Consider the following 19,714-nt stretch of genomic DNA (forward strand, 5'->3'; position numbering starts at 1 on the left):
CACTCGATTGCGGTTTAATACTGTCGAGGCGGGGAGACCGAACGATACCGACGGGGGCAGATGGACACGCATCGGTCGGTCACCCGAACTTTCCGGTGATGTAGTCTTCGACTCGCCCGCTCTCGGGGTTCTCGAAGATCTTCCCGGTGTCGTCGAACTCGACGAGTTCGCCGCCGGTGAGAAACACCGCCGTCTGATCCGAGATGCGGGCGGCCTGCTGCATATTGTGCGTGACGATGACGACCGTGTAGTCTTCGGCAAGTTCCTCGATCAGATCCTCGATCTGGGAGGTCGCGACCGGATCCAGCGCGGAGGCTGGCTCGTCCATCAGGAGCACCTCCGGATCGGGCGCGATCGCCCGTGCGATGCAGAGCCGCTGTTGCTGGCCGCCGGACAGTTCCAGCCCCGATTCGTCGAGGCGGTCTTTCACCTCGTCCCACAGCGCAGCGCGCTTGAGCGACTCCTCGACCATCTCGTCGTAGTCGCCGGGCTTGTCCTGGATCTTCAGCCCGTAGGCGACGTTGTCGTAGATGCTCTTCGGGAACGGGTTCGGCTCCTGAAACACCATCCCGACGCGCCGTCGGAGCGCCACCGGGTCGACGTCGTCGTCGTAGACGTTCTTCCCGCGGAGATAGAGGTCGCCCTCGACGCGCGCGCTGTCGATGAGGTCGTTCATCCGGTTGATACACCGGAGGAACGTCGACTTCCCACAGCCCGAGGGACCGATCATCGCGGTCACGCTCCGTTCGGGGATGTCCATCGTGATTCCCGAAAGCGCCTGATCGTCGCCGTACCAGACGCTGATGTCCTCGGCCCTGACGACCGTCTCGCGGTCCCGGAAGGCTGTTTCACTCGCGGTGACGCCTCCGCTGACGTCCGTCCGGATCGACATCCCATCGTCGGTCGGATCCCGCGTTCGATTCTCCTGTGCCGTCCGCTCGTTGTGTGTTTCCTTGCTCATTGTCAGTCAGTCCGTTCGAATCGGTTCCGCAGGACGATCGCGACGGAGTTCATCGCAAGCAGCACCGCAAGCAGGACAACTACCCCGGCGGGAACCGCCTTGGTATAGAAGTCCTCGCTCGCGAAGAGGGTCGACCACGCGTACACCTGCAGCGGCATCGCGCTCACCTTCGACCCGAACCCGGTCGGGAGGTTGAACACGACGTTCGGCGCGCCGATCATAATCAACGGCGCCGTCTCGCCGATCGCACGGCCGAGCGCGAGAATCGTGCCAGTCAGGATACCGGGGAACGCCTCCGGCAGCACGACGTTCTTGACGGTCTGCCACCGTGTTGCGCCCATCCCGTAGGAGGCCTGCCGCATATCCGCCGGGACTGACCGGATCGCCTCGCGCGCGGAGATAATGACGATCGGCAGAATCAAGAGCGCAAGCGTCGCGCCGCCGACGAGCACCGTCCCCGCCGACCGTCCGAGGTACGTCACGAACACCCCGAGACCCAGCAGCCCGTAGACCACCGACGGCACGCCAGCGAGGTTCGAGATATTGACGTCGACGAAGCGCGTCAGGGCGTTGTCCGGCGCGTACTCCTCCAGGTACACCGCCGCACCGACGCCCAGCGGGAACGACAGCGCCGCGACCGTCACCATCAGGAGGATCGAACCGCCGATGGCGGGGTACAGGCCCGCTTCCGCCGCAGTACCGCTGTGGGCGGCCGTCAGGAAGCCCCAGTCGACCCACGACTGCGGCCCGGCGAACCCGAGGGCGTCGACGGCCGCGGCGCCGACCAGCGCTCCGCCGCCGACCGTCGCGGCGAACGCCAGTCCCAGCGGCGACCCCTCCTCGGCTGTCGCCCCGCGCCAGGCGTACGTCACGGTGGGCACGAAGGCGACGCCGGTGATCACGACCGCCGGGACCGGATCGACGCCGACGACCGGGCCGCCGAGGCCGGCGACGACGCTGGCGAAGAGCGCTGTGCCGCCCGCGAGTAATCCTGCCTTTCGGTTCCGGACTCCAGCCACGAACGAACCGACTGCAGCGGCGGAGCCCACGCCGACGACGGCGACGACGAGCATCCAATCGAGCGGGATCACCGGATAGAACCGGACGAACCGGACGAGACTCGGAAGCAACTGCGGGACGCCGAGGGCGTTCCCCACGGGCCCCGGCAGGCCGAACAGCGAGAGGTAGAACGCGGCTGTCGTCGCGAGCAGCCGCGCGGTGAAGGTGATCCGGTGGGCGTACCGGGTGAGAACGACCGTGACCGCGGCTGGGACGCCGACTCCGAGCGCGACGGCGACGGCGTCGATCGGGAACACGACGTCGATCAAAAGCAGCGCGACGCCGCCGCTGAACATCAGCGAGACCACCAGCATCCCGACGAGCAGGGCACCGAACGTGAGCGCGCCGGGGTCACGACGGCGGACCATCCAGCCGACGAGCAGCGCCGGCGCGACCAGCGTGAGGAAGAACGTCAGATGCCAGCCGGGGTCCGCGGTCAGCGGCCGGACCGCGTCGTTGGCGACGTAGACGACGAGTATCGCGAGCGTGACGATCCCGACCATCGTCGCCGCGAAGAGCAGATAGCGGAAGACGGTGTCCGCGACCCGACTCACCTGTCCGAAGCTCTCGATGGTGTCGGTTTCGGCAGCCATCTCAGTACTCCTCCCGGTACCGCTGTGCGACGAGGTCGCTGATGGCGTTCATTATCAGCGTGATCACGAACAGGACGAGGCCGATGGCGAACAGACTGCGGTAGGCCAGGCCGCCCCCGGTGATGTCCCCGAGGAGCAACTGGACCATCGCCGCCGTCATCGGCAGCGACCCGTCCAGAAACGACGCGGGGTTGACCGGGTTGAGGAACTGCGCCCGCGACCCGGCGGCGATGGTCACGGCCATCGTCTCGCCGATCGCCCGCGAGAGCGCGAGGATGAACGAGGAGAAGATCCCCGACAGCGCCGCGGGGACGACGATCCCGGTCGCGACGTCGAACTTCGTCGCCCCCATCCCGTAGCCCGCCTGCCGGAGGTCGTCGGGCACGGCCGACATCGCGTCCTCGCTGATCGAGGCGACCATCGGGACGATCATGATCCCGACGACGATGCTCGCAGAGAGCATATTGAACGTCCCGATCGACGGGAAGACGACCGAGAGCGCGGGCGTGATGTAGATGAGCGCGAAGAAGCCGTAGACGACCGTCGGGACGCCCGCGAGGACCTCCAGGGCCGGCTTCAGCACCGACCGCGCTCTCGGGGTGGCGTACTCGCTGAGGTAGATCGCGGTCGCGACGCCGAGCGGGATCGCGATGACCGCCGAGCCGATGGTGACCATCACCGTCGCCGACACGAGCGCGAGGACGCCGAACTCGCCGTTCGTTATCTCCCAGGTCGTGCCGGTGAGGAAGTCGACGAGCGACGCCGTCTCCCCGGTCACGCCGAAGAGCGGCGCCGTGATCGTGAAGAACTTCGACGCCTCCGAGACCAGCAAGACGACGATGCTGACCGTCGTGACGATCGAAAGCGCGGCGCACAAAAAGAAGAACGTCCGCGTCAGGAGTTCTCTCGGCGCGTTCGCCGTCTGCGTCGTGATGTCCGTCTCCAACTCGTCCGTGCTCATCTATGTGCCTCCGTGGGAGCGTCCATCCAGCGGTGAATGCAGTCAACCATTGTCCGACGGCAGTGGCTGCGGTCAGTCATCGCCTGACAGCCGTGAATGCAGTCAATCATCGTCCGACAGCCCCTCCACAGCCGCGTAGATCCGGCCCAACATCTGTTCCCGTTCGGACTCGCTCAGCGGGACGTAGCCGACTTCGTCGGCGACGATCTCCCGGCTGGTCGCGTTGTCGATCCAGAACCGGGCGAACGCCTCGACGTGCTCCTTCCGGAGCGCAGAAACCTTCGGATACGTGAAAAGCGGTCGCGAGAGCGGCGTATACTCCCCTTCGAGGGCGGTCTCCAGCGACGGCTCGACGTAGTCGCCGTCACCCTCGCTGATCGGGACCGCCTGAACGGTCTCCTCGTTCTGGCTGTAGTACGCAAAGCCCAGATAGCCCATCGCATACGTCGAGCCGGCGACCCCCCGCAGGATGGTCCGGTCCTGCTCTGTCGGCGAGTAATCCTGCCGGTGGCCCGGTCCCTCCTCGCCGATCACGGCCTCGTTGAAGTAGTCGTACGTTCCGGACGCGTCGGAGGGGCCGTACAGTTCCAGCGGTTCCGCGGGCCACTCGTCGTTGACGTCGGCCCACGTCTCCGTGTCCGATTCGGCGGACCAGATCTGCCGGAGTTGCTCGACGGTCAGCCCCTCGCCGATGAAGTCGTTGTCGTTGTTGACGATGACGGTCAGTGCGTCGGTCGCGACCTTCAGTTCGACCGGCTCGACGCCGTTGTCGGCACACTGGTCTTCTTCCTCCGGCTGAATCGGCCGGGAGGCGTTGTTGAAGTCGGTCTGCCCCGTACAGAAGTAGTTCGCAAACCCCCCGCCGGAGCCCGTCGACTGGAGGCTGGTGTCCACCTCGGGGTGTTCCGCCTCGAACCGTTCCGACATCGCCGTCGCGAGTGGGAACACCGTCGAGGAGCCCGCAATGTCGATATCGCCCGAGAGGGGTCCCGAATCGTCGTCGCGCCCGCCGCCGTCTGAACCGGCTGCCGTCGGCTCTGCGCTCGTATCGAGATTCGGATTCCGCTGGGTACACCCGGCAAGACCGAGCACGCCGAGGCCGCCGATCCCCGCGAGGAGATCGCGGCGCGAAAAAGTCCGGTCGCATCTGGGTTCGCGACTCATTATCTCTCCGTATCCGTAGGGATAATAAAACCGCTACTAATATGGCTATATAGATGAAATACCGTTCTATATTTTGCCGAGTGCCCGAGATCCCTGGTAACCCTTCTCGTGGTAGAGTCCTCCAGTTCTCGTTCCGGAGTTGGTGTGATTAACTCGAAATTGCGAAAATATCCCCGAAACCGGCGGCCTCCTCCGCTGAAAACAGATCCCGGCGTGCAGCGGCTCGGTTCGATTCAGACTGGGCAGATCTTCCGGGTCGGCGTCGCGCCGCCGTGATTTCGACGCGTTACCGACGCCAGCGACGGGAGGAGATCACCTCTCTATATAGATATGAGCAAGTTTATATTGGGAGCTTCCCAACCGCCGGCTATGGTGGAAACCCGGAAGGTGCAGGTCACCGGCGGATCGACGTATACGGTGTCGATTCCGAAGGAGTGGGCGACTGAAAACGACGTTTCGGCCGGGAGCGTCGTCGAGTTCTATCCGGAAGGTGACTCCCTGTTTCTGGCGCCCGCAAACGGCGAGGAACGCACCGAGGGAACGCTTGACGTGACCGACCTCGAGGGCGAGGAACTCACGCGCGCGGTGACGACGATGTACGTCAGCGGCTTCGACATCATCTCGCTGCAGAGTTCACGCATCACGACCGGTCAACGGAAGACGATCAGGGAGGCGACCCAGAGCCTCGTCGGCCTCGAAGTCCTCGAAGAGACCAGAGACGAGGTGGTCATCCGCGACCTCCTGGACTCGGCGGAGCTTTCGATCCACACCGCGGTCAGGCGGATGCGTCTCATCTCGCTTTCGATGCTCTCCGACGCCGTCGACGCACTCGCGGAACTGGACGAGGAGATGGCCCGCGACGTGATCCAGCGCGACGACGACGTCGACCGGCTGTGGATGGTGGTCTCGCGTATCTTCCGATCGACGCTCCGGACGCCGAAGGCCGCCGAGGAACTCGGTGTCACTCGGGAGGTCTGTTTCGATTACCAGTCGGCGGCCCGTCAGCTCGAACGGATCGCCGACCACGCGACGAAGATCGCACACCTCACCCTGGAGTTCGAGCAGCCGCTCCCCCAGGAGGTCGTCGAGGCGCTCACGAAGCTCCGCGAGGAGTCACACTCCATTATCGACGACGGAATGAACGCGCTCTTCACCGAGGATAGCACCGAGGCGACGGAGCTCGCGAACGACGCCCGGGAGTCGGTGCAGGGGATCGACAAACGGGCGCGCGACGTGGACGAACTGCTGCAGGAACTGGATCCGGCACGGGCGCAGCTGCTGGGGCTGATCGTCGACTCGGTCTCGCGGAGCGCCGACTACGGCGGCAACATCGCCGAGACCGCGCTCCAGAAAGCCGCGCCGTCGCCCTGACGCCGCCGTCCGAACGACGCTATTCTTCGACCAGAACGGCGTTGACCTGTCCCGTCTGGCCCGGTCGGGAGGTCACGCGGGCGCGCCCTTCGTCCGTCTCGATGATCGCACCTTTGGTGATGATGTTCCGGCGGGCGTAGTTAACGTTGGCCGGGTTCTCGACGACGTTCTCGATCGAGGCTTCGGTCACCTCGCCGTCGATGGCGACCTGCGCCACGTTCGCCGAGAGCGCCCGGATCTTGTGGTCGTCGCCGCGAGCATCGATGACCTGGAACCGCGGCTCGCCGACGGTCGTCTCGGCGGGCTGCCGGCCCAGTTGGTGGCGCTTTTTGTCGTGCGAGCGTCGGCGTCGACCGCCGGTTCGCTTCCGCTTGGAACGTCCTTGGTCCTGCATACGGGGTAACTGGCCGGGTGAGTACTTCAATCGCTCGAAGTGGGGACGTGTCGAACTCCCTCCGGCAGAGGCCGCAGTCGGTCGCCTCACGCGCCGCTACGGGTTGTTGTCGTCTCGTCGCGGGGCTGGTGGCAGCAGACCGAACGACACTGACGGCTCTCCGTCGGTAGTTCCTCGAAAAGGGAGCAGCCGTCCGGGAACAGCCCGGACGGCCGCTGCCGCCCTGAATTGGTCCCCGCTGACGCTTCGGCCCTCCAGACGAAGCGTCGTTTTGGCGAATGGCTGGTAGACACTTAAACGTGCCGCACTCGGAAACGACGATTAGCTGGTTGATACGTCTACGACGCCGTGATGCGAATATCTCCTGTGAGGACGCGACAACCTCCAGGCGGCTTTTTCGACCGCTGCCTCCGACCGGACCGGGCGGGACCCGGACGCGGGACCCTTTTGTCGTCGCGGCGTCTGTTGCAGACAATGACTGAAAGCGACGAGGACGACGCACTCGCGCGCGCTGAACGCGCCGCCGGGAGCCACGACTCGATCGAGCGCCGGGAGGACCACTACGCGGTGACGACGACAGCCTTCGAGGGGGAGATCGAACTCGGGAGCGACGGGAGCGCCGCAGTCGTTTCGCTGACTGTCCGGGTTCCGACGCTCGATGCTGTGACGGAAGACCGGGTCGCGCCCGTCGTCGAGGACGGCTGGTTCGACACCTTCGCGCTCCGGACCGAGGACGTCGACAGCGCGATCGCTGGCTCGGATCCGGACGTCGACGTCGAGCGGGCGGCGGACGCCGTGATCGTCCGGATCACGCTCACCGGTCTCGACGCACGACGCGCAGTCGATGACGCCGTCGCGGCCGTCGAGTACGTCGAAGGGACGTACGTCCAGGGGGTGATCCCCGGCTACCAGTACACGGAGCCAGTGACGGGACTGATCGAACAGGCGGCCGACGCTGCGGGCGGAAGTCCGGGCGGTACGCCCCTTTGATACTGATTACTCTCGTCTCTTCCCGCCGAGCGCCACCCCCGTTGAGGGCGCTCGGCGGGAAAACGTGAGAGTAACCAGTATGAGCGGCTCCAGTCGACGGTGGGGCGCTACTCCATCGCGATGTACGTCTGGGTGTCCTCGATCCCCCTCAGTTCGTGGATCGACGTCGCGATCGACTTCACGTCGCTCGGGCCCCCGACCTTGACTTTGACGATGTAGTCGACGTCGCCGGCGACGACGCTGACGCTCTCGATGCCGCCGTCGATCTCCGACATCTCCGATTTCAGCCGGTCGACCTCCCCGGTTGCCGCCTTCACCATCACGTAGGCGATAACCATCAGGCCGTCCCCCCTTCGGGCGCGAGCGTTTCACCGACGATCAGCTGTCTGACCTCCTCTAACACGTCGAAGTCCGCAATGACGGCCAGCCGATCGCCGACCTCCAGGGAGTCGTCCGAGAGCGGCAACCCCATCGGATTGTCGGCCTTCCCGAACGCGAGAACGCGGGCACTCGCGGGTAACGCTACCTCCTCGATCGTGTAGCCCAGCATCGGCGAATCCTCGGTGACCGTCATCAGGACCACCTGAATGTGCTGGGCGACGTCGGCGATCGCCCGTACTGACCCGCCGAGCAGCGCGTTCTTCGCGCCGATCGCACCGAGGCGTTCGGGGTAGACGACCTCGTCGACCTCGTCGGCGTACTCGCGGTAGACCTCCTCGCGGTAGTCCTCGTCGACCCGGAGAACCGTCCACGTGCGGTGGTGTTTCGCGATCGAACACGCCGCGAAGTTGACGTTCAGGTCGCTCGTCAGCGCGCCGAGACCGTCGGCGCCCTCGATGCCGGCATTGAAAAGCACCGACTCGCGGGAGCCGTCGCCCTCGACGACGTCGAACCCCAGATCGCGGGCGCGCTCGGCGTTGTCGCGGTCCCGTTCGACGAGCGTGACGGCGTGTCCCTCGTCTCTGAGGACCCGGGCGGTCCGGAGTCCGACACGACCTGCACCAATGATAACGAACCGCATACAACGACGTACGCCGCCAGGTGTGAATAATGTTTCTCCGGAACGACCGGTCGGGATTCCACCGACGGCACAAACTCTATGAGAAGGTATCACGTACCGCGACTGTATGGTCGACGCGTTCATACTGGTAAAAACCGGCGCAGGGGAGTCCGAACGGGTCCTCGACGACGTCCGAAAGCTCGCAAACGTGACCGAGGCACACGTCGTCGCGGGGGCCTACGATCTCATCGCCGAGGTGAGTGCGGATGCGGTGTACGAGATTCTCGACGCCTCGGCAAGCGGGATTCAGGGGTTGGCGGGCGTTACGGACACCAAGACCTACATCTCGATGGACGATTAATTACCCCCGGTCGGGTGAGCCGGCAGCACCGCAGACTGCAATGGAGCCCCGGGACCAGGAGCCGAACGCGTAAAGTTCTCTGCCCCCCTATCGCCGGTATGGTTTCGGTCCTCGGACTCGTCCTCTTCGGGGCGGTGCTTGCCCTCCAGACGCTCTTTGCGGCGGTGTTGACCCGGTTCTTCCGCCTCCGCCTGCAGACGCGCTGGGGGTACGTGATCTACTCGCTCGTGCTCATCCCCGTGGTGTTGCTCGTGACGACGCTCGTGTTCTTCGGCGTCTTCCCGATCGGCGCCGGGTTGAACCTCGGCGCGACGGCGCTGCTCGGCGCCGCCATCGGCATTCCGCTGGCGCTCGGATTCACGATCGATACGCTCTACGTCCCGGCTCCCGAGGAGTACGACCTTCCCGACCGGCAGTAGGAGAACACACGGCGTCGTCGCAATCGTAGAGGACTACGATCGCTCGCCGTCGATCAGTTCGTCGACGCGTCGCTCGACAGTCTCGGCGACCGCCGATGGCGACCGGGCGGCATCGACCCGGACGAACCGCTCGGGGTCGGCCTCGATCAGGCGTTCGTAGTTTTCTCGAACTGCTTCGAGGTACGAGGCCCGCTCGAACTTGTTTGTCGCGCCCGCTCGCTCGGCCCCCGTCTCGGGATCGATATCGAGGTAGATTGTCGCGTCCGGCGGGCGGGTGAAGGGCGCGTGGATCGACTGGATGTATTCGAGCGGGTCCAGTTCGTCGGCGAGTGGCGAGTCCGCAAGCGCCGCCGCCTGGTAGGCGAACCGCGAGTCGGTGTACCGATCGGAGATCACGACCCGGCCGTTGGCTAACGCGGGGCGGACGACCCGCGAGAGGTGATCGGCGTGGTCGGCGGTGAACAGAAACAGTTCCGCCAGCGGGTCGGCGTCGTCGTCCCGCATCGATCGCGTAACGCTGTCGCCGTACCACGACTCGGTCGGTTCACAGGTGAACACCGCGTCGGGCCGTCCCTCCCGGAGCGACTCCCAGACGGTGGTTTTGCCGCTCCCGTCGAGTCCCTCCAGCGTGATGAGCATAGTTCGACGTGGCGGCCAGGTTCGTTAAAACCCATTGGGTCCCGGTTTCGACGCTGATCGGACCCCGGCAATTACCTTTACATCCACCCGGAGAGTTATCACGGGTATGAAAGTACTAATCGTCGGCGGCAGCGGCTTCATCGGCAGCACGCTCTGCCGGGAACTGCTCGACCGGGACCACGAGGTGACGGCGCTTTCGCGCAGTCCGAGCAGCGACGACCTGCCGAAGGGCGTCAACAAGGTGATGGGAAACATCAGGAAATATGACACGATCAAGAGTGCCTTCGAGGGCAAAGAGGCCGTCTACAACCTCGTCGCGCTCTCGCCGCTTTTCAAGCCGAGCGGCGGCGACGAGATGCACGACAAAGTCCACAGACGCGGCACCGAAAACGTCGTACGCGCGGCGGAGAAACACGGCGTCGATCGGTTCGTCCAGATGAGTGCACTCGGCGCCGATCCCGACGGCTCGACGGCGTACATCCGCGCGAAGGGCGAAGCCGAGGAGATCGTCACCGACTCGGTCCTGGACTACACGATCTTCCGCCCCTCGGTCGTGTTCGGCGACGGCGGCGAGTTCGTCTCCTTTACGAAACTGCTGGCGCCCCCCTACATCAGCCTGCTTCCCGGCGGCGGCCGGACCCGCTTTCAGCCAATCTGGGTCGGTGACCTGGTTCCGATGCTCGCTGATGCTATCGAGAGCGACGATCACGTCGGCGAGATCTACGAGATCGGCGGGCCGGATCAGCTCAGGCTCGCCGAGATCGCCCGGCTGATCCACAGCTCGGACGGACGGTCGACCACGGTCGTCCCGCTTCCGATGGCGCTCGCGAAGATCGGCCTCTCTATCGGCGACGTGCTCCCCGGCTTCCCGATGGGGAAAGACCAGTACCGCTCGCTGCAGTTCGACAACGTCACCGACGACAACGATATCGAGGCGTTCGGGATCGGCACCGGCGAACTCACGACGCTTGACGCGTATCTGAACGGTCGGGCCGGAACGGGAAAAAGCGACACCGCCGCGGCGGCAGACTGATACTGGTTACTCTCACGTCTTCCCGCCGAGCGTCACCCCGTTGACGGCTTTCGGCGGGAAGAGACAAGAGCAATCAGTATGATACGGCGGTTTCTCTCGAACATCGAACCGGAGTGACACGACACCCGACTATCTGTACTGCTCGCAGCGGCCACCTACTGCGGCGGTTTCCGCGTGCCGAATCAGAGACGCTGTTCCGGCCGCACAGGGAGGCCCTCTGCCGAGTGTCTCGTTCGCTCATTATGAAGACTGATAAATAGAGTCGCCAACGGGACAGAACCGTCCCTAAGGTGTCATTAAGATGCCGCCGCTGTCGTGCGTTTTCTGTGGTTTGAGGGCCGAGCCGTCGATTTCACCCCATCACAAGGTTTATGTCCGCCTTCGCACTGGTATACACCCAATGGCGAGGGGACCCATTATATGAAGCTTGCAATGATCGGTTTCGGGCAGGCCGGGGGAAAGATCGTCGACAAATTTGTCGAATACGACAAGCGCCACAACTCGAACATCGTCCGGGCGGCCATCGCTGTCAACACGGCGAAGGCCGACCTGATGGGACTGGAGCACATCCCGAAGGACAAGCGGGTCCTCATCGGCCAGTCGCGCGTGAAGGGTCACGGCGTCGGCGCCGACAACGAACTCGGCGCGGAAGTCGCAGAGGAGGATATCGACGAAGTACAGGGCGCAATCGACAGCATCCCGGTCCACGAGATCGACGCCTTCCTGATCGTCGCCGGTCTCGGCGGCGGCACGGGAAGCGGCGGTTCGCCCGTGCTCGCGAAACACCTCCAGCGGATCTACACCGAACCCGTCTACGGCCTGGGGGTCCTGCCCGGCAGCGACGAGGGCGGCATCTACACGCTGAACGCCGCGCGATCCTTCCAGACGTTCGTCCGGGAGGTCGACAACCTCCTCGTCTTCGACAACGACGCCTGGCGGAAGACCGGCGAGTCCGTCCAGGGCGGCTACGACGAGATCAACGAGGAGATAGTCACCCGGTTCGGCGTCCTCTTCGGCGCCGGCGAGGTCGGACAGGGTGGCGAGGTCGCCGAAAGCGTCGTCGACTCCTCGGAGATCATCAACACGCTCTCCGGCGGCGGCATCTCGACGATCGGCTACGCCTCCGAGACGGTCGAAACCGACTCCTCCGGCGGCGGGTTACTTTCGCGGATCACGGGCAGTGACGAGGACGACAACCTCGATACCGCTCACACGACCAACCGGATCACATCGCTGGTCCGGAAGGCCGCACTCGGCCGGCTGACGCTTCCCTGCGAGATCGAAGGCTCCGAACGCGCCCTGCTGGTTCTGGCTGGTCCCCCGCGGCATCTCAACCGGAAAGGCATAGAGCGCGGGCGGAAATGGATCGAAGAGCAGACCGGCAGTATGGAAGTCCGCGGCGGTGACTACCCGATGGGAGACACGAATCGGGTCGCCTCAGTCGTGCTGCTCTCGGGTGTGACGAACGTCCCCCGAATCAAGGAGCTTCAGCAGGTCGCCATCGAAGCACAGGACAACATCGACGACATCCGATCGGAGAGTGAAGACAACCTCGAAAATCTAGTTAATGATGACGAAGACGAGTTGGAGTCGCTTTTCTAAGCTCGCGCTGGCCTGTCTCTTCGTCCTCTCCGTCGCGACGGTCCCCGCCGCTGCCGTCTCCGTGGGGGACTCGACCGTCACGAGCGACGCGGAGGTCGGAACCGAGGTCACCGCGACAGTCACGCTGACCGAATTGTACCAGAACCCCTCACTGGAGGAGTGGACGCTCGCCGGGAACACCGAACTGACAGACGTCACCTGGACGGTCGTCTACTACGACCAGACCGGCTCGAAGGTCTCCCAGGAGTCCTACGACGGCCAGTCCTTCTCCGGCGCGTCGATCGTCGCCGACGACGGTACCAGCGAGGTCGAGATCCGCATCACCGGCACCGTCCCGTCGGTCGACGACTACACGTACGACCCGGCGCAGTCCTTCACCGTCCTCGCGCTCGAACAGACGCGTGAGGGCGGGTCGACCAACGAGATCGACACCTGGTCTGCGACGCACTACACCGAGGAGAGCCGGGAGGCCCGGACCGCGATCGACGACGCCGCCGCGGCAGTCGAGCAGGTCGACGATGAGGAGGCGGAACGACGGCTACAGAACGCCAAAGAGGCCTACAACGGCGAGGAGTTCTCCCTCGCGACCGACCTGGCCGGACAGGCCCAAGAGCAGGCAGAACAGACCCAACAATCGAACCAGCGGTTCCGGCTGGCGCTGTACGGCGTCGGCGGACTGGTCGTAATCGGGCTCCTCGTCGGCGGGTTCCTCTACTGGCGCTCCCAGCAGAACAAACCCGACAAACTCGGCTGATCGCCGGACCATCCTTTCGATGCTGGTTTTGGTTCCCTACACCGGCCGCGATCCGAAGAGTAGACTCTCTCCGCTTCTCTCAGCCCCCGAGCGCCGCCAGTTTTCGCTCGCGATGCTCCGAGACGTCGTCGAAGCGGTCCGTGAGGCCGGCGGGACCCCCGAACTCCTCGTCCCCGAGCCCGTGATCACCGCGGACGATCCCGTCGCTAACGGGGGGTCGGCGGACGTTCTCGACGGCGTCCCCGAAACCGTCGACGACAGGCCGCTGACTGTCGCAGTGAACGCCGCACTCGACCGACTCGATCGAGGCCAAGCGTCGGAACTGGCGGTCGTGATGGCCGACCTCGCGCTCGCGACGCCGACCGCGCTGCGGCGGCTGTTCGCCGCCGGTGGCGACGTCGCCATCGCACCGGGGCGCGGCGGGGGGACGAACGCGCTCGTGGTTCGGGACCCGGCGTTCTCGGTGGATTACCACGGCGCGTCCGTCCGGGATCACCGGGAGATCGCTGCGACGGCGGGGCTCTCTGCCGACGTCGTCGATTCGATGCGACTCGCGACCGACGTCGACGAGTCACCCGATCTGGTGGAAGTGCTGTTGCACGGCCGCGGTCGGGCCCGCGAGTGGCTGGTCGACGCCGGATTCGAGATCGACGCGGACGACGACGGCCGCGTCGGTATCACCCGGTCGTGAGTCGAGCAGCGTTGGTTAGCGGCAGTTCCGACGGTAGCAGCGCGTGAAGAGTGGCGAACAGTCGGCACATCACGACTTCCCGCGCCGACGTGCCGAACTACCGTCGCGTTTGCAACTGGTAACGGATCCGATTGCACGCCGCCGTGCGATCGATCACGGGGAGACTTGCAAACGCGACGATACCGCAACCCGACGCGGGGCCGTTCCTACGTCACACGGTCGCTGGCCGCCCGATCGGATATAAACCTCCGTATCGGCGTATAATTGTTTGAGGTGAAATAATTACCGAGGGTTCTTTTCAGTCATTCACATAATCCGTTTTGATTATTCTTGTTCAGCCGATGTATCAGAATTCCAAGTTAGACGCCGTCCGTCCGAGTGGATTCATTACGTACCGTGTCGGGGGTAATGAACCGCCTGTAGAAACCGGTTGAAAGACCCGGGCGGAATCAGCATCTCGTCGGTAGTGGCCGCGTCAAATGAACCGAGATCCCCGAACCGGACGCAGCAATCGTAGCTGTGTCGTTTGTACCGAACGAATCGAACGCCTTGCTCTGAGACTCTCCTGCTGTAAGGTCGTCGATTGTTTTGCTTGTTCCATTGATGGTGATGTTGACATCCAGCGTTGTCCCGGCGGAAAACCGATTGGTTACGGTCACCTGTAATGTATTGTCACTACACTCTCTTTGGATGCCAAGATAGGCCTCGTCATCGGATACAACAGCAACGTCTACGTTCCGATCGGCAGCCACTGAACTAAACGCCGTAGCCGGGACAACGAGAGATCCTGCAACAAGCAGCGCGACGACAAGTAAAAAATATCGCCTCCACGTCATCGACGTTCAACCTCCGGTGGGGCGCCACTGTTGCCGAGTTTCATACGCTTCGTGTCGTACAGGAACACGAGAGACGACACGAGAAACGAGGCCGCGAAAAAAAGAGCCCATTCGAAGTCGGAGAACGCTGTCAGCGGCGCCACGTTGAAGCCGACGAGAACGAGCAAACCGAAATGCACCGCAGAGAGACCAGAGAAATATATCCCCCACGGAACGTTGCCTTTCTCGACGATTTCCGCATAGACGTCAATCTCGTCTAGGGTAGGAGTGGGTTCGACAGTGCCATCACGTTTGTTGAACCCGACGAGACCGACGTCCTGCATCTTCGGGAGATGCCGTTGCTGGAGTGCCGAGTACACGTACTTCCGCTCGTTCGAGGTGATCTCCTGTCGTGCTTTCTTGTGCTCCCAGGCTGCGATCTGCTCAGCCATCTCCCCCAAATCGGTTCGTCCGTCCACTTGCTGCAGATAGTGAAGCGTGTAGCGCCGTCGTCTGTTCGCGAAGATGTCGTATAACTCATCAGCCGAAGGATTCTCACTATGTTCATTCGTCGAAGGGTTCTCACTATCTGGCTCCGCTTTGCTAGGGACATTTGAACTGGCCACCTCCCCCGTCCGGGACATACGGAGAGACCCTTCGTGTACCCCGTACAATGTTATTTTGAGGCTTTTTTAGTAAGGCGATAGTAATCGTAAATTGAAAAGTACGAACGACTGTTCTCGGCCTCCACGAAACTTGTAGCGGAAGTCGCTTGGACTCCAAGAAAAACGTCGTTAACCCCGAGAAACGGCTTCTCGCGGCGGAATACGATATCCCTAGCCATCTATGCGATGAGTGCGCGCCGCGGCCGACGAAAACGAGGTTACAGAGGCGATGTCGGGCTCGCTGGCGCGACAAACGAGGTAGAAAACCAATGCAACGACGCAAATTCGTGGTCGGACTCGGATCGCTCGCCGCCGGCGGGGCGGCTGCAATGGGCACTGGGGCGTTTGGCAGTGTTGAGGCGACTCGGACTGTCGGCGTTAATGTGGCAGGTGACGCGAGCGCGTATCTCGGTCTGGAGGAGACGTCACCGTACGCGGAGTTTAGCGGGGATCAACTCGTTCTGGACTTCACTAACAACAATAACGGCGGCAACGGTATCAATCCCGACTCGGTGACGACTTTCGATGGCGTTTTCCGGATGACCAATAACGGCCCGAACGACCTCGACATCACTATCGACAAAACCGGACTGAATAATCCCGGTAGATGGCATTTCGTCCCCAAAGAAGTGTACGAAGAGTACAGTGGAAGCTACCCCGAAGATAGCTTCTACCCGAGTTGGGACAACTTCGGCGGGTACGAATCTACCAACGCAAGTGGAGGCGGTCTTGACTCGGGTAACTCTACGCTAGTTGGTGTGGCGATTGACGCGCGGGACAAGACCAGCCTCAAAGGTGGCGAAATCACATTCGCCGTCACGGATGAGGATGGGCCATACGGAAGCGCCTAACGTCTTGAATGCGTAATTCTCGGCTGGACCGTCCTCCTCTATTTTTTGGCGTAATACATCACGACAGAGAAGTAAATTCACATTTGTTGACACGGCTGCGACTACAGAGGAGGCACGCTAGGAGTTCGCGCGGAACTGGTTAGCACAGCGACGATAGGGTCTTTCCCTAACTGGGCATTTCAAACTGTCTCTGAATTTCTCCACTTTCAAGCTCAGAGGGATTTACTCCGATAATCGAAACAACCGCATAACAAAACCTCTGTAGTGACATTTTCTGTCTCGATATGGGACTGCGGAAGGTGGGGATTGTCGTTCTACAACTCACGGTCCTTCTCATCGTGCTATTCCTGATTCTTGGATCCGTTCTCGGCCAACCAATCCTCTTGGGGTACGTTGAGACAGACAGTATGTCCCCGACGCTGGAACCCGGAGACGGATTCATAGCCGTCCCCGTACAGATCGATTCCTCCGTAAGTACGGGTGACGTCATCGTGTTTCGTGCGGAGGAACTCCAAGGCGGCGGTCTCACGACCCACCGCGTCGTGGACGACACGGAGCGCGGATTCATAACGAAGGGAGACGCGAACCCGTTCACTGACCAGAGCGATGAGGAACCACCGGTCAAACGTGCCCAGATAGTCGCCACAGCTTTCCAGGTGAATGGTCACGTCGTCGTCATCCCGTCTCTCGGGACCGCCGTTGAGGGCATCCAGTCAATCCTCTCGACCGTCCAGCGCCAACTCGCCATCCTTCTGGACCTATCCGCGCTTGCAGGAACCCGGGGCCTCGCGTATCTTCTCTTCGCGGGGACGGTGCTCTGGTACGTCGTGGGCGAGTGGCGTGCCAAGCACGGGAAGGAACGGGGAACGGGACCGCGTCACGTCGCGGGTGACGGGCGTCGACAGCCGACTCGTGATGGGGGCGTTCGCAGCGATACTCGTCGTGGGGGCGACGGCGGCGATGGTCGCGCCCGCGGGCACCCAGGAGTATGAGGTCGTGAGCGCGGAGTTCTCCTCCGAGCGCCCGAACGTCATCCCGGCCGGCGAATCCAAGACTCAGCCGTACGCGGTCGGGAACGGCGGGCTCCTCCCGGTCGTGACGTACCTCGAACCCGCGAGCGAGGGCGTCGAGGTCCAGCCACGCGAGCTATACGTCGAGGGGCAGAGTGTGGCAAACGCGACGGTGACACTGCACGCGCCACCGGAGACCGGCTACTACCGGCGGTTCGTGACCGAACACCGGTACCTCGCCGTACTCCCTCTCCCCCTGATACGGGGGCTCTACGAGTTCCACCCGTGGGCGCCTATCGTCGTCATCGACACGCTGATCGCGGTGCCGTTCTACCTCGTCGGCGTGGCGCTCGTCGGGAAGGGTCGCATTCGGCGACGCTCCCGGGACCGGGACGTCTCCACAGCCACGCGCGTCCGGCGGGCGGTCCGGGGCCTCTACCGGTGATGTCGAGGGTGCCCGGCCACCGGCAGTCGTCGGTCCCTCATCGGGGCTTGAGAACTTCGAACCGTCCACCGTAGTTGTCCTGCACCCAGTCGTCGATCGCGGCGTCCAGTTGCTCGTCGGCCGCAGCGAGGTCGCCGGCGTCCACCGATGCGAGATGCTTCCACTGTTCCCGTGAGTCGTCGAAGCAGAGTGCATAGGCCGTGTCGCCCGCGGCGATTTTGATCGCGTAGATGCGAATCTCGGCTTCCTCGACGATACCGCCATAGGTGCTGACCTGAAAGCGGTCGTCGTCAAGTGCAGCGACGTCTCGTCTTCGGAGCGGTCTACTTGGGAGACGAGTGATTGTCCTCATCTTTGGCTTTCCGTCGGGAGGAGGATACCCTCTACACGGAAAGTTATGCACAACAAACACTCTCTAGAGCTCGATTTAGGAAGAAGAGGGTTACAACATATGGTCACCTTAATCGGAGTAACACTTTCTTTCAGCAATTACGAATCCAATTACAAATACGTGAGTCGTAGTAGTCTGTCGAGATGGCCAACTGGCTGCTTCGGCTTCGGGCGCTTCTCGACGAGCAATTTGTGGTCGTCGTGGCTGCACTCGTCGTGCTGGCGCTTGTGGGCGGATGGCTCACCTACACGACCCACGCCAGTCCTAATACCACCACTGAAGAGCGCATCGCCTCCTCCTGGCAGACGACAGGCTCGTTCAACCATTCCGCAACTGTCACAGAGAAAAATTCCGTGTATCCTGTCGGCACCACGCTCACCAACCGCTCGATCTACTTTACGGATATTTCGCCGTGGTTCAACGGGACGTACACATTCAGGTACGACGCGAGCGAGCGTGGCGACCTGAACGGGAGAGTGGCCCTCCAGTTCGTCTTGCAGAGTGTCGAGGAAAATCAGGAAAGCACGACTGTGGTCTGGCAGACCAATAGATCGTTAGAAACAACGTCCAGTGATTCGATCCAGCCCGGAGAGACGATCCGTGTGCCGTTCTCGGTCAATATGAACGAGACGACAAATCGAACAGAGGTAATTGACGAACAACTCGACAATGCGCCAGGACAACCGGAAGTAGTTATCCGCGCTACTGTCGATATCCAAGGAACAGTCAACGGCCAGCAGGTTGACCACGTAGTAGAGCACACGCTACCAGTCGCGCTGGAGCAGGGGACCTACCGGCCAGCCAATCAGGGACGAATAACCGATCAGTACGAGGCGACTCGGACAGTAACGGTCCAGCAGACATACGGACCATTACGCACTATTGGTTGCCCTGCTCTCCTCTTCGGGTCAGGCGTGGTCCTCGGGGGTCTTGTTGCAGTCCGGAGCAGGGGCCGACTTGCCCTCTCCTCAACAGAACAGGAATTGCTCGCCTACGAAGACGAGCGCGAGGACTTTGATGAGTGGATTTCGACGATCAAACTGCCGGACGAAGCATTTGACCTCCCACGGGCCGAGGCGGCGTCACTTGGCGCACTCGTGGACTTTGCAATCGACACCGACAATAGCGTCATCGAAGATCCGGACGACGGCGCATATTACGTGGTCCACGACGGCTACCTCTATACCTATCAGCCATCAGTCTCTCGCGGTGAAGGAAGATCTTCCCTTCTGACAAAAGATGATTCCGACGAACCTGAACAGACCGGCGGAGAGTCTACGGTGACGCCCGCGACAGACGACGAATTCGACTCTTCTGAAGGAACACCAACAGACGAGTAAACGACATCTAAAGGACAGCACATATTATGAGTCTGATAAATGGCAAACGATGACGATGACGGCTTCCTATCGCCGACCCATCAGACCTCGATGCTGATACTGTCGAACGTAACTATCCGGAAATTCTCGGCACCACGAGGTGCCGAAATGTTCCACGAAATTACGTCCGATTGTATGATTCTTGTCGGGATTTACAAAAGCACGA

General features: G+C 62.6%; 22 protein-coding genes. 12 read left to right on the forward strand and 10 right to left on the reverse strand.

Features of this window, described 5'->3' with window-relative positions; all coding sequences use genetic code 11:
- Positions 1–79: 79 nt before the first annotated feature.
- From pstB to RJT37_RS18045, 4 genes are all read right to left on the reverse strand, one after another.
- The gene (gene pstB / locus RJT37_RS18030; protein WP_313686650.1) at positions 80–961 is read right to left on the reverse strand and encodes a phosphate ABC transporter ATP-binding protein PstB; all 882 of its coding nucleotides are present in this window, start codon (positions 959–961) and stop codon (positions 80–82) included.
- A gap of 2 nt (positions 962–963) precedes the next feature.
- Positions 964–2,613 (reverse strand): phosphate ABC transporter permease PstA, encoded by a 1,650-nt coding sequence (pstA, locus tag RJT37_RS18035; RefSeq protein WP_313686652.1) that lies wholly within the window; start codon positions 2,611–2,613, stop codon positions 964–966.
- A gap of 1 nt (position 2,614) precedes the next feature.
- Positions 2,615–3,574, reverse strand: a complete 960-nt coding sequence (gene pstC, locus RJT37_RS18040) for a phosphate ABC transporter permease subunit PstC (protein WP_313686654.1) — start codon at positions 3,572–3,574, stop codon at positions 2,615–2,617.
- Between the two features lie 102 nt (positions 3,575–3,676).
- The gene (locus RJT37_RS18045; protein WP_313686656.1) at positions 3,677–4,738 is read right to left on the reverse strand and encodes a PstS family phosphate ABC transporter substrate-binding protein; all 1,062 of its coding nucleotides are present in this window, start codon (positions 4,736–4,738) and stop codon (positions 3,677–3,679) included.
- A gap of 369 nt (positions 4,739–5,107) precedes the next feature.
- Between RJT37_RS18045 and RJT37_RS18050 the strand changes: the two genes are divergently transcribed.
- Entirely contained in the window at positions 5,108–6,109 is a 1,002-nt protein-coding gene (locus tag RJT37_RS18050) for a PhoU domain-containing protein (RefSeq protein WP_313686658.1), read from the forward strand.
- Positions 6,110–6,128: 19 nt separating this feature from the next.
- Here RJT37_RS18050 and RJT37_RS18055 read toward each other — a convergent pair whose 3' ends face one another.
- A complete protein-coding gene (locus RJT37_RS18055; RefSeq protein WP_311172412.1) occupies positions 6,129–6,503 on the reverse strand; it encodes a 30S ribosomal protein S8e in 375 nt (124 codons plus the stop codon).
- 474 nt (positions 6,504–6,977) lie between these two features.
- On the opposite strand from RJT37_RS18055, the gene RJT37_RS18060 reads away from it, so the two are divergent.
- Positions 6,978–7,493: a DUF5813 family protein gene (locus RJT37_RS18060; protein WP_313686660.1), complete on the forward strand. Its 516-nt coding sequence runs from the start codon at positions 6,978–6,980 to the stop codon at positions 7,491–7,493.
- Positions 7,494–7,600: 107 nt separating this feature from the next.
- Here RJT37_RS18060 and RJT37_RS18065 read toward each other — a convergent pair whose 3' ends face one another.
- Together RJT37_RS18065 and RJT37_RS18070 are read right to left on the reverse strand one after the other, a co-directional pair.
- Positions 7,601–7,831 carry an Lrp/AsnC ligand binding domain-containing protein gene (locus RJT37_RS18065; RefSeq protein WP_313686661.1) on the reverse strand — a complete coding sequence of 77 codons (231 nt, stop codon included), beginning with the start codon at positions 7,829–7,831 and terminating at the stop codon, positions 7,601–7,603.
- A complete protein-coding gene (locus tag RJT37_RS18070) occupies positions 7,831–8,514 on the reverse strand; it encodes a potassium channel family protein (protein ID WP_313686663.1) in 684 nt (227 codons plus the stop codon). The genes RJT37_RS18065 and RJT37_RS18070 overlap by 1 nt, the downstream gene beginning before the upstream one ends.
- A gap of 106 nt (positions 8,515–8,620) precedes the next feature.
- Here RJT37_RS18070 and RJT37_RS18075 point away from each other — a divergent pair, with 106 nt between their 5' ends.
- Together RJT37_RS18075 and RJT37_RS18080 are read left to right on the forward strand one after the other, a co-directional pair.
- Entirely contained in the window at positions 8,621–8,854 is a 234-nt protein-coding gene (locus RJT37_RS18075; protein ID WP_313686665.1) for an Lrp/AsnC ligand binding domain-containing protein, read from the forward strand.
- Positions 8,855–8,952: 98 nt separating this feature from the next.
- On the forward strand, positions 8,953–9,273 hold the full coding sequence (locus RJT37_RS18080) for a DUF7991 family protein (RefSeq protein ID WP_313686667.1): 321 nt from the start codon (positions 8,953–8,955) through the stop codon (positions 9,271–9,273).
- Positions 9,274–9,306: 33 nt separating this feature from the next.
- Here the strand turns inward: RJT37_RS18080 and tmk are convergent, their stop codons facing one another.
- Complete coding sequence (tmk, locus tag RJT37_RS18085; protein ID WP_313686669.1) at positions 9,307–9,912, reverse strand: dTMP kinase; 606 nt, start codon at positions 9,910–9,912, stop codon at positions 9,307–9,309.
- Positions 9,913–10,018: 106 nt separating this feature from the next.
- Here tmk and RJT37_RS18090 point away from each other — a divergent pair, with 106 nt between their 5' ends.
- The 4 genes from RJT37_RS18090 (at position 10,019) to cofC (ending at position 13,992) form a co-directional block, all read left to right on the forward strand.
- Positions 10,019–10,945: a complex I NDUFA9 subunit family protein gene (locus tag RJT37_RS18090; protein WP_313686671.1), complete on the forward strand. Its 927-nt coding sequence runs from the start codon at positions 10,019–10,021 to the stop codon at positions 10,943–10,945.
- Positions 10,946–11,365: 420 nt separating this feature from the next.
- Positions 11,366–12,547, forward strand: coding sequence for a tubulin/FtsZ family protein (locus tag RJT37_RS18095; protein ID WP_311172420.1), 1,182 nt, complete (start codon positions 11,366–11,368; stop codon positions 12,545–12,547).
- Entirely contained in the window at positions 12,516–13,301 is a 786-nt protein-coding gene (locus RJT37_RS18100) for a hypothetical protein (protein WP_313686673.1), read from the forward strand. The genes RJT37_RS18095 and RJT37_RS18100 overlap by 32 nt, the downstream gene beginning before the upstream one ends.
- 19 nt (positions 13,302–13,320) lie before the next feature.
- A complete protein-coding gene (cofC, locus tag RJT37_RS18105) occupies positions 13,321–13,992 on the forward strand; it encodes a 2-phospho-L-lactate guanylyltransferase (protein ID WP_313686675.1) in 672 nt (223 codons plus the stop codon).
- Between the two features lie 832 nt (positions 13,993–14,824).
- Here the strand turns inward: cofC and RJT37_RS18110 are convergent.
- Complete coding sequence (locus RJT37_RS18110) at positions 14,825–15,451, reverse strand: DUF7344 domain-containing protein (RefSeq protein WP_313686677.1); 627 nt, start codon at positions 15,449–15,451, stop codon at positions 14,825–14,827.
- Positions 15,452–15,741: 290 nt separating this feature from the next.
- Here RJT37_RS18110 and RJT37_RS18115 point away from each other — a divergent pair, with 290 nt between their 5' ends.
- The 3 genes from RJT37_RS18115 to RJT37_RS18125 all read left to right on the forward strand — a co-directional run bounded on the left by RJT37_RS18115 (position 15,742) and on the right by RJT37_RS18125 (position 17,778).
- Positions 15,742–16,323, forward strand: coding sequence for a DUF1102 domain-containing protein (locus RJT37_RS18115; RefSeq protein ID WP_313686679.1), 582 nt, complete (start codon positions 15,742–15,744; stop codon positions 16,321–16,323).
- A 284-nt stretch (positions 16,324–16,607) separates the two neighbouring features.
- Positions 16,608–17,315, forward strand: a complete 708-nt coding sequence (locus RJT37_RS18120; RefSeq protein ID WP_313686681.1) for a signal peptidase I — start codon at positions 16,608–16,610, stop codon at positions 17,313–17,315.
- Complete coding sequence (locus tag RJT37_RS18125; protein WP_313686683.1) at positions 17,239–17,778, forward strand: hypothetical protein; 540 nt, start codon at positions 17,239–17,241, stop codon at positions 17,776–17,778. The genes RJT37_RS18120 and RJT37_RS18125 overlap by 77 nt, the downstream gene beginning before the upstream one ends.
- A gap of 37 nt (positions 17,779–17,815) precedes the next feature.
- Here RJT37_RS18125 and RJT37_RS18130 read toward each other — a convergent pair whose 3' ends face one another.
- Complete coding sequence (locus RJT37_RS18130; RefSeq protein ID WP_313686685.1) at positions 17,816–18,130, reverse strand: DUF7964 domain-containing protein; 315 nt, start codon at positions 18,128–18,130, stop codon at positions 17,816–17,818.
- Positions 18,131–18,312: 182 nt separating this feature from the next.
- On the opposite strand from RJT37_RS18130, the gene RJT37_RS18135 reads away from it, so the two are divergent.
- Complete coding sequence (locus RJT37_RS18135; RefSeq protein WP_313686687.1) at positions 18,313–19,509, forward strand: DUF5305 domain-containing protein; 1,197 nt, start codon at positions 18,313–18,315, stop codon at positions 19,507–19,509.
- Positions 19,510–19,714 lie beyond the last annotated feature (205 nt).

This window comes from Halobellus marinus (genome assembly GCF_032113415.1).
GTDB lineage: Archaea > Halobacteriota > Halobacteria > Halobacteriales > Haloferacaceae > Haloquadratum > Haloquadratum marinus.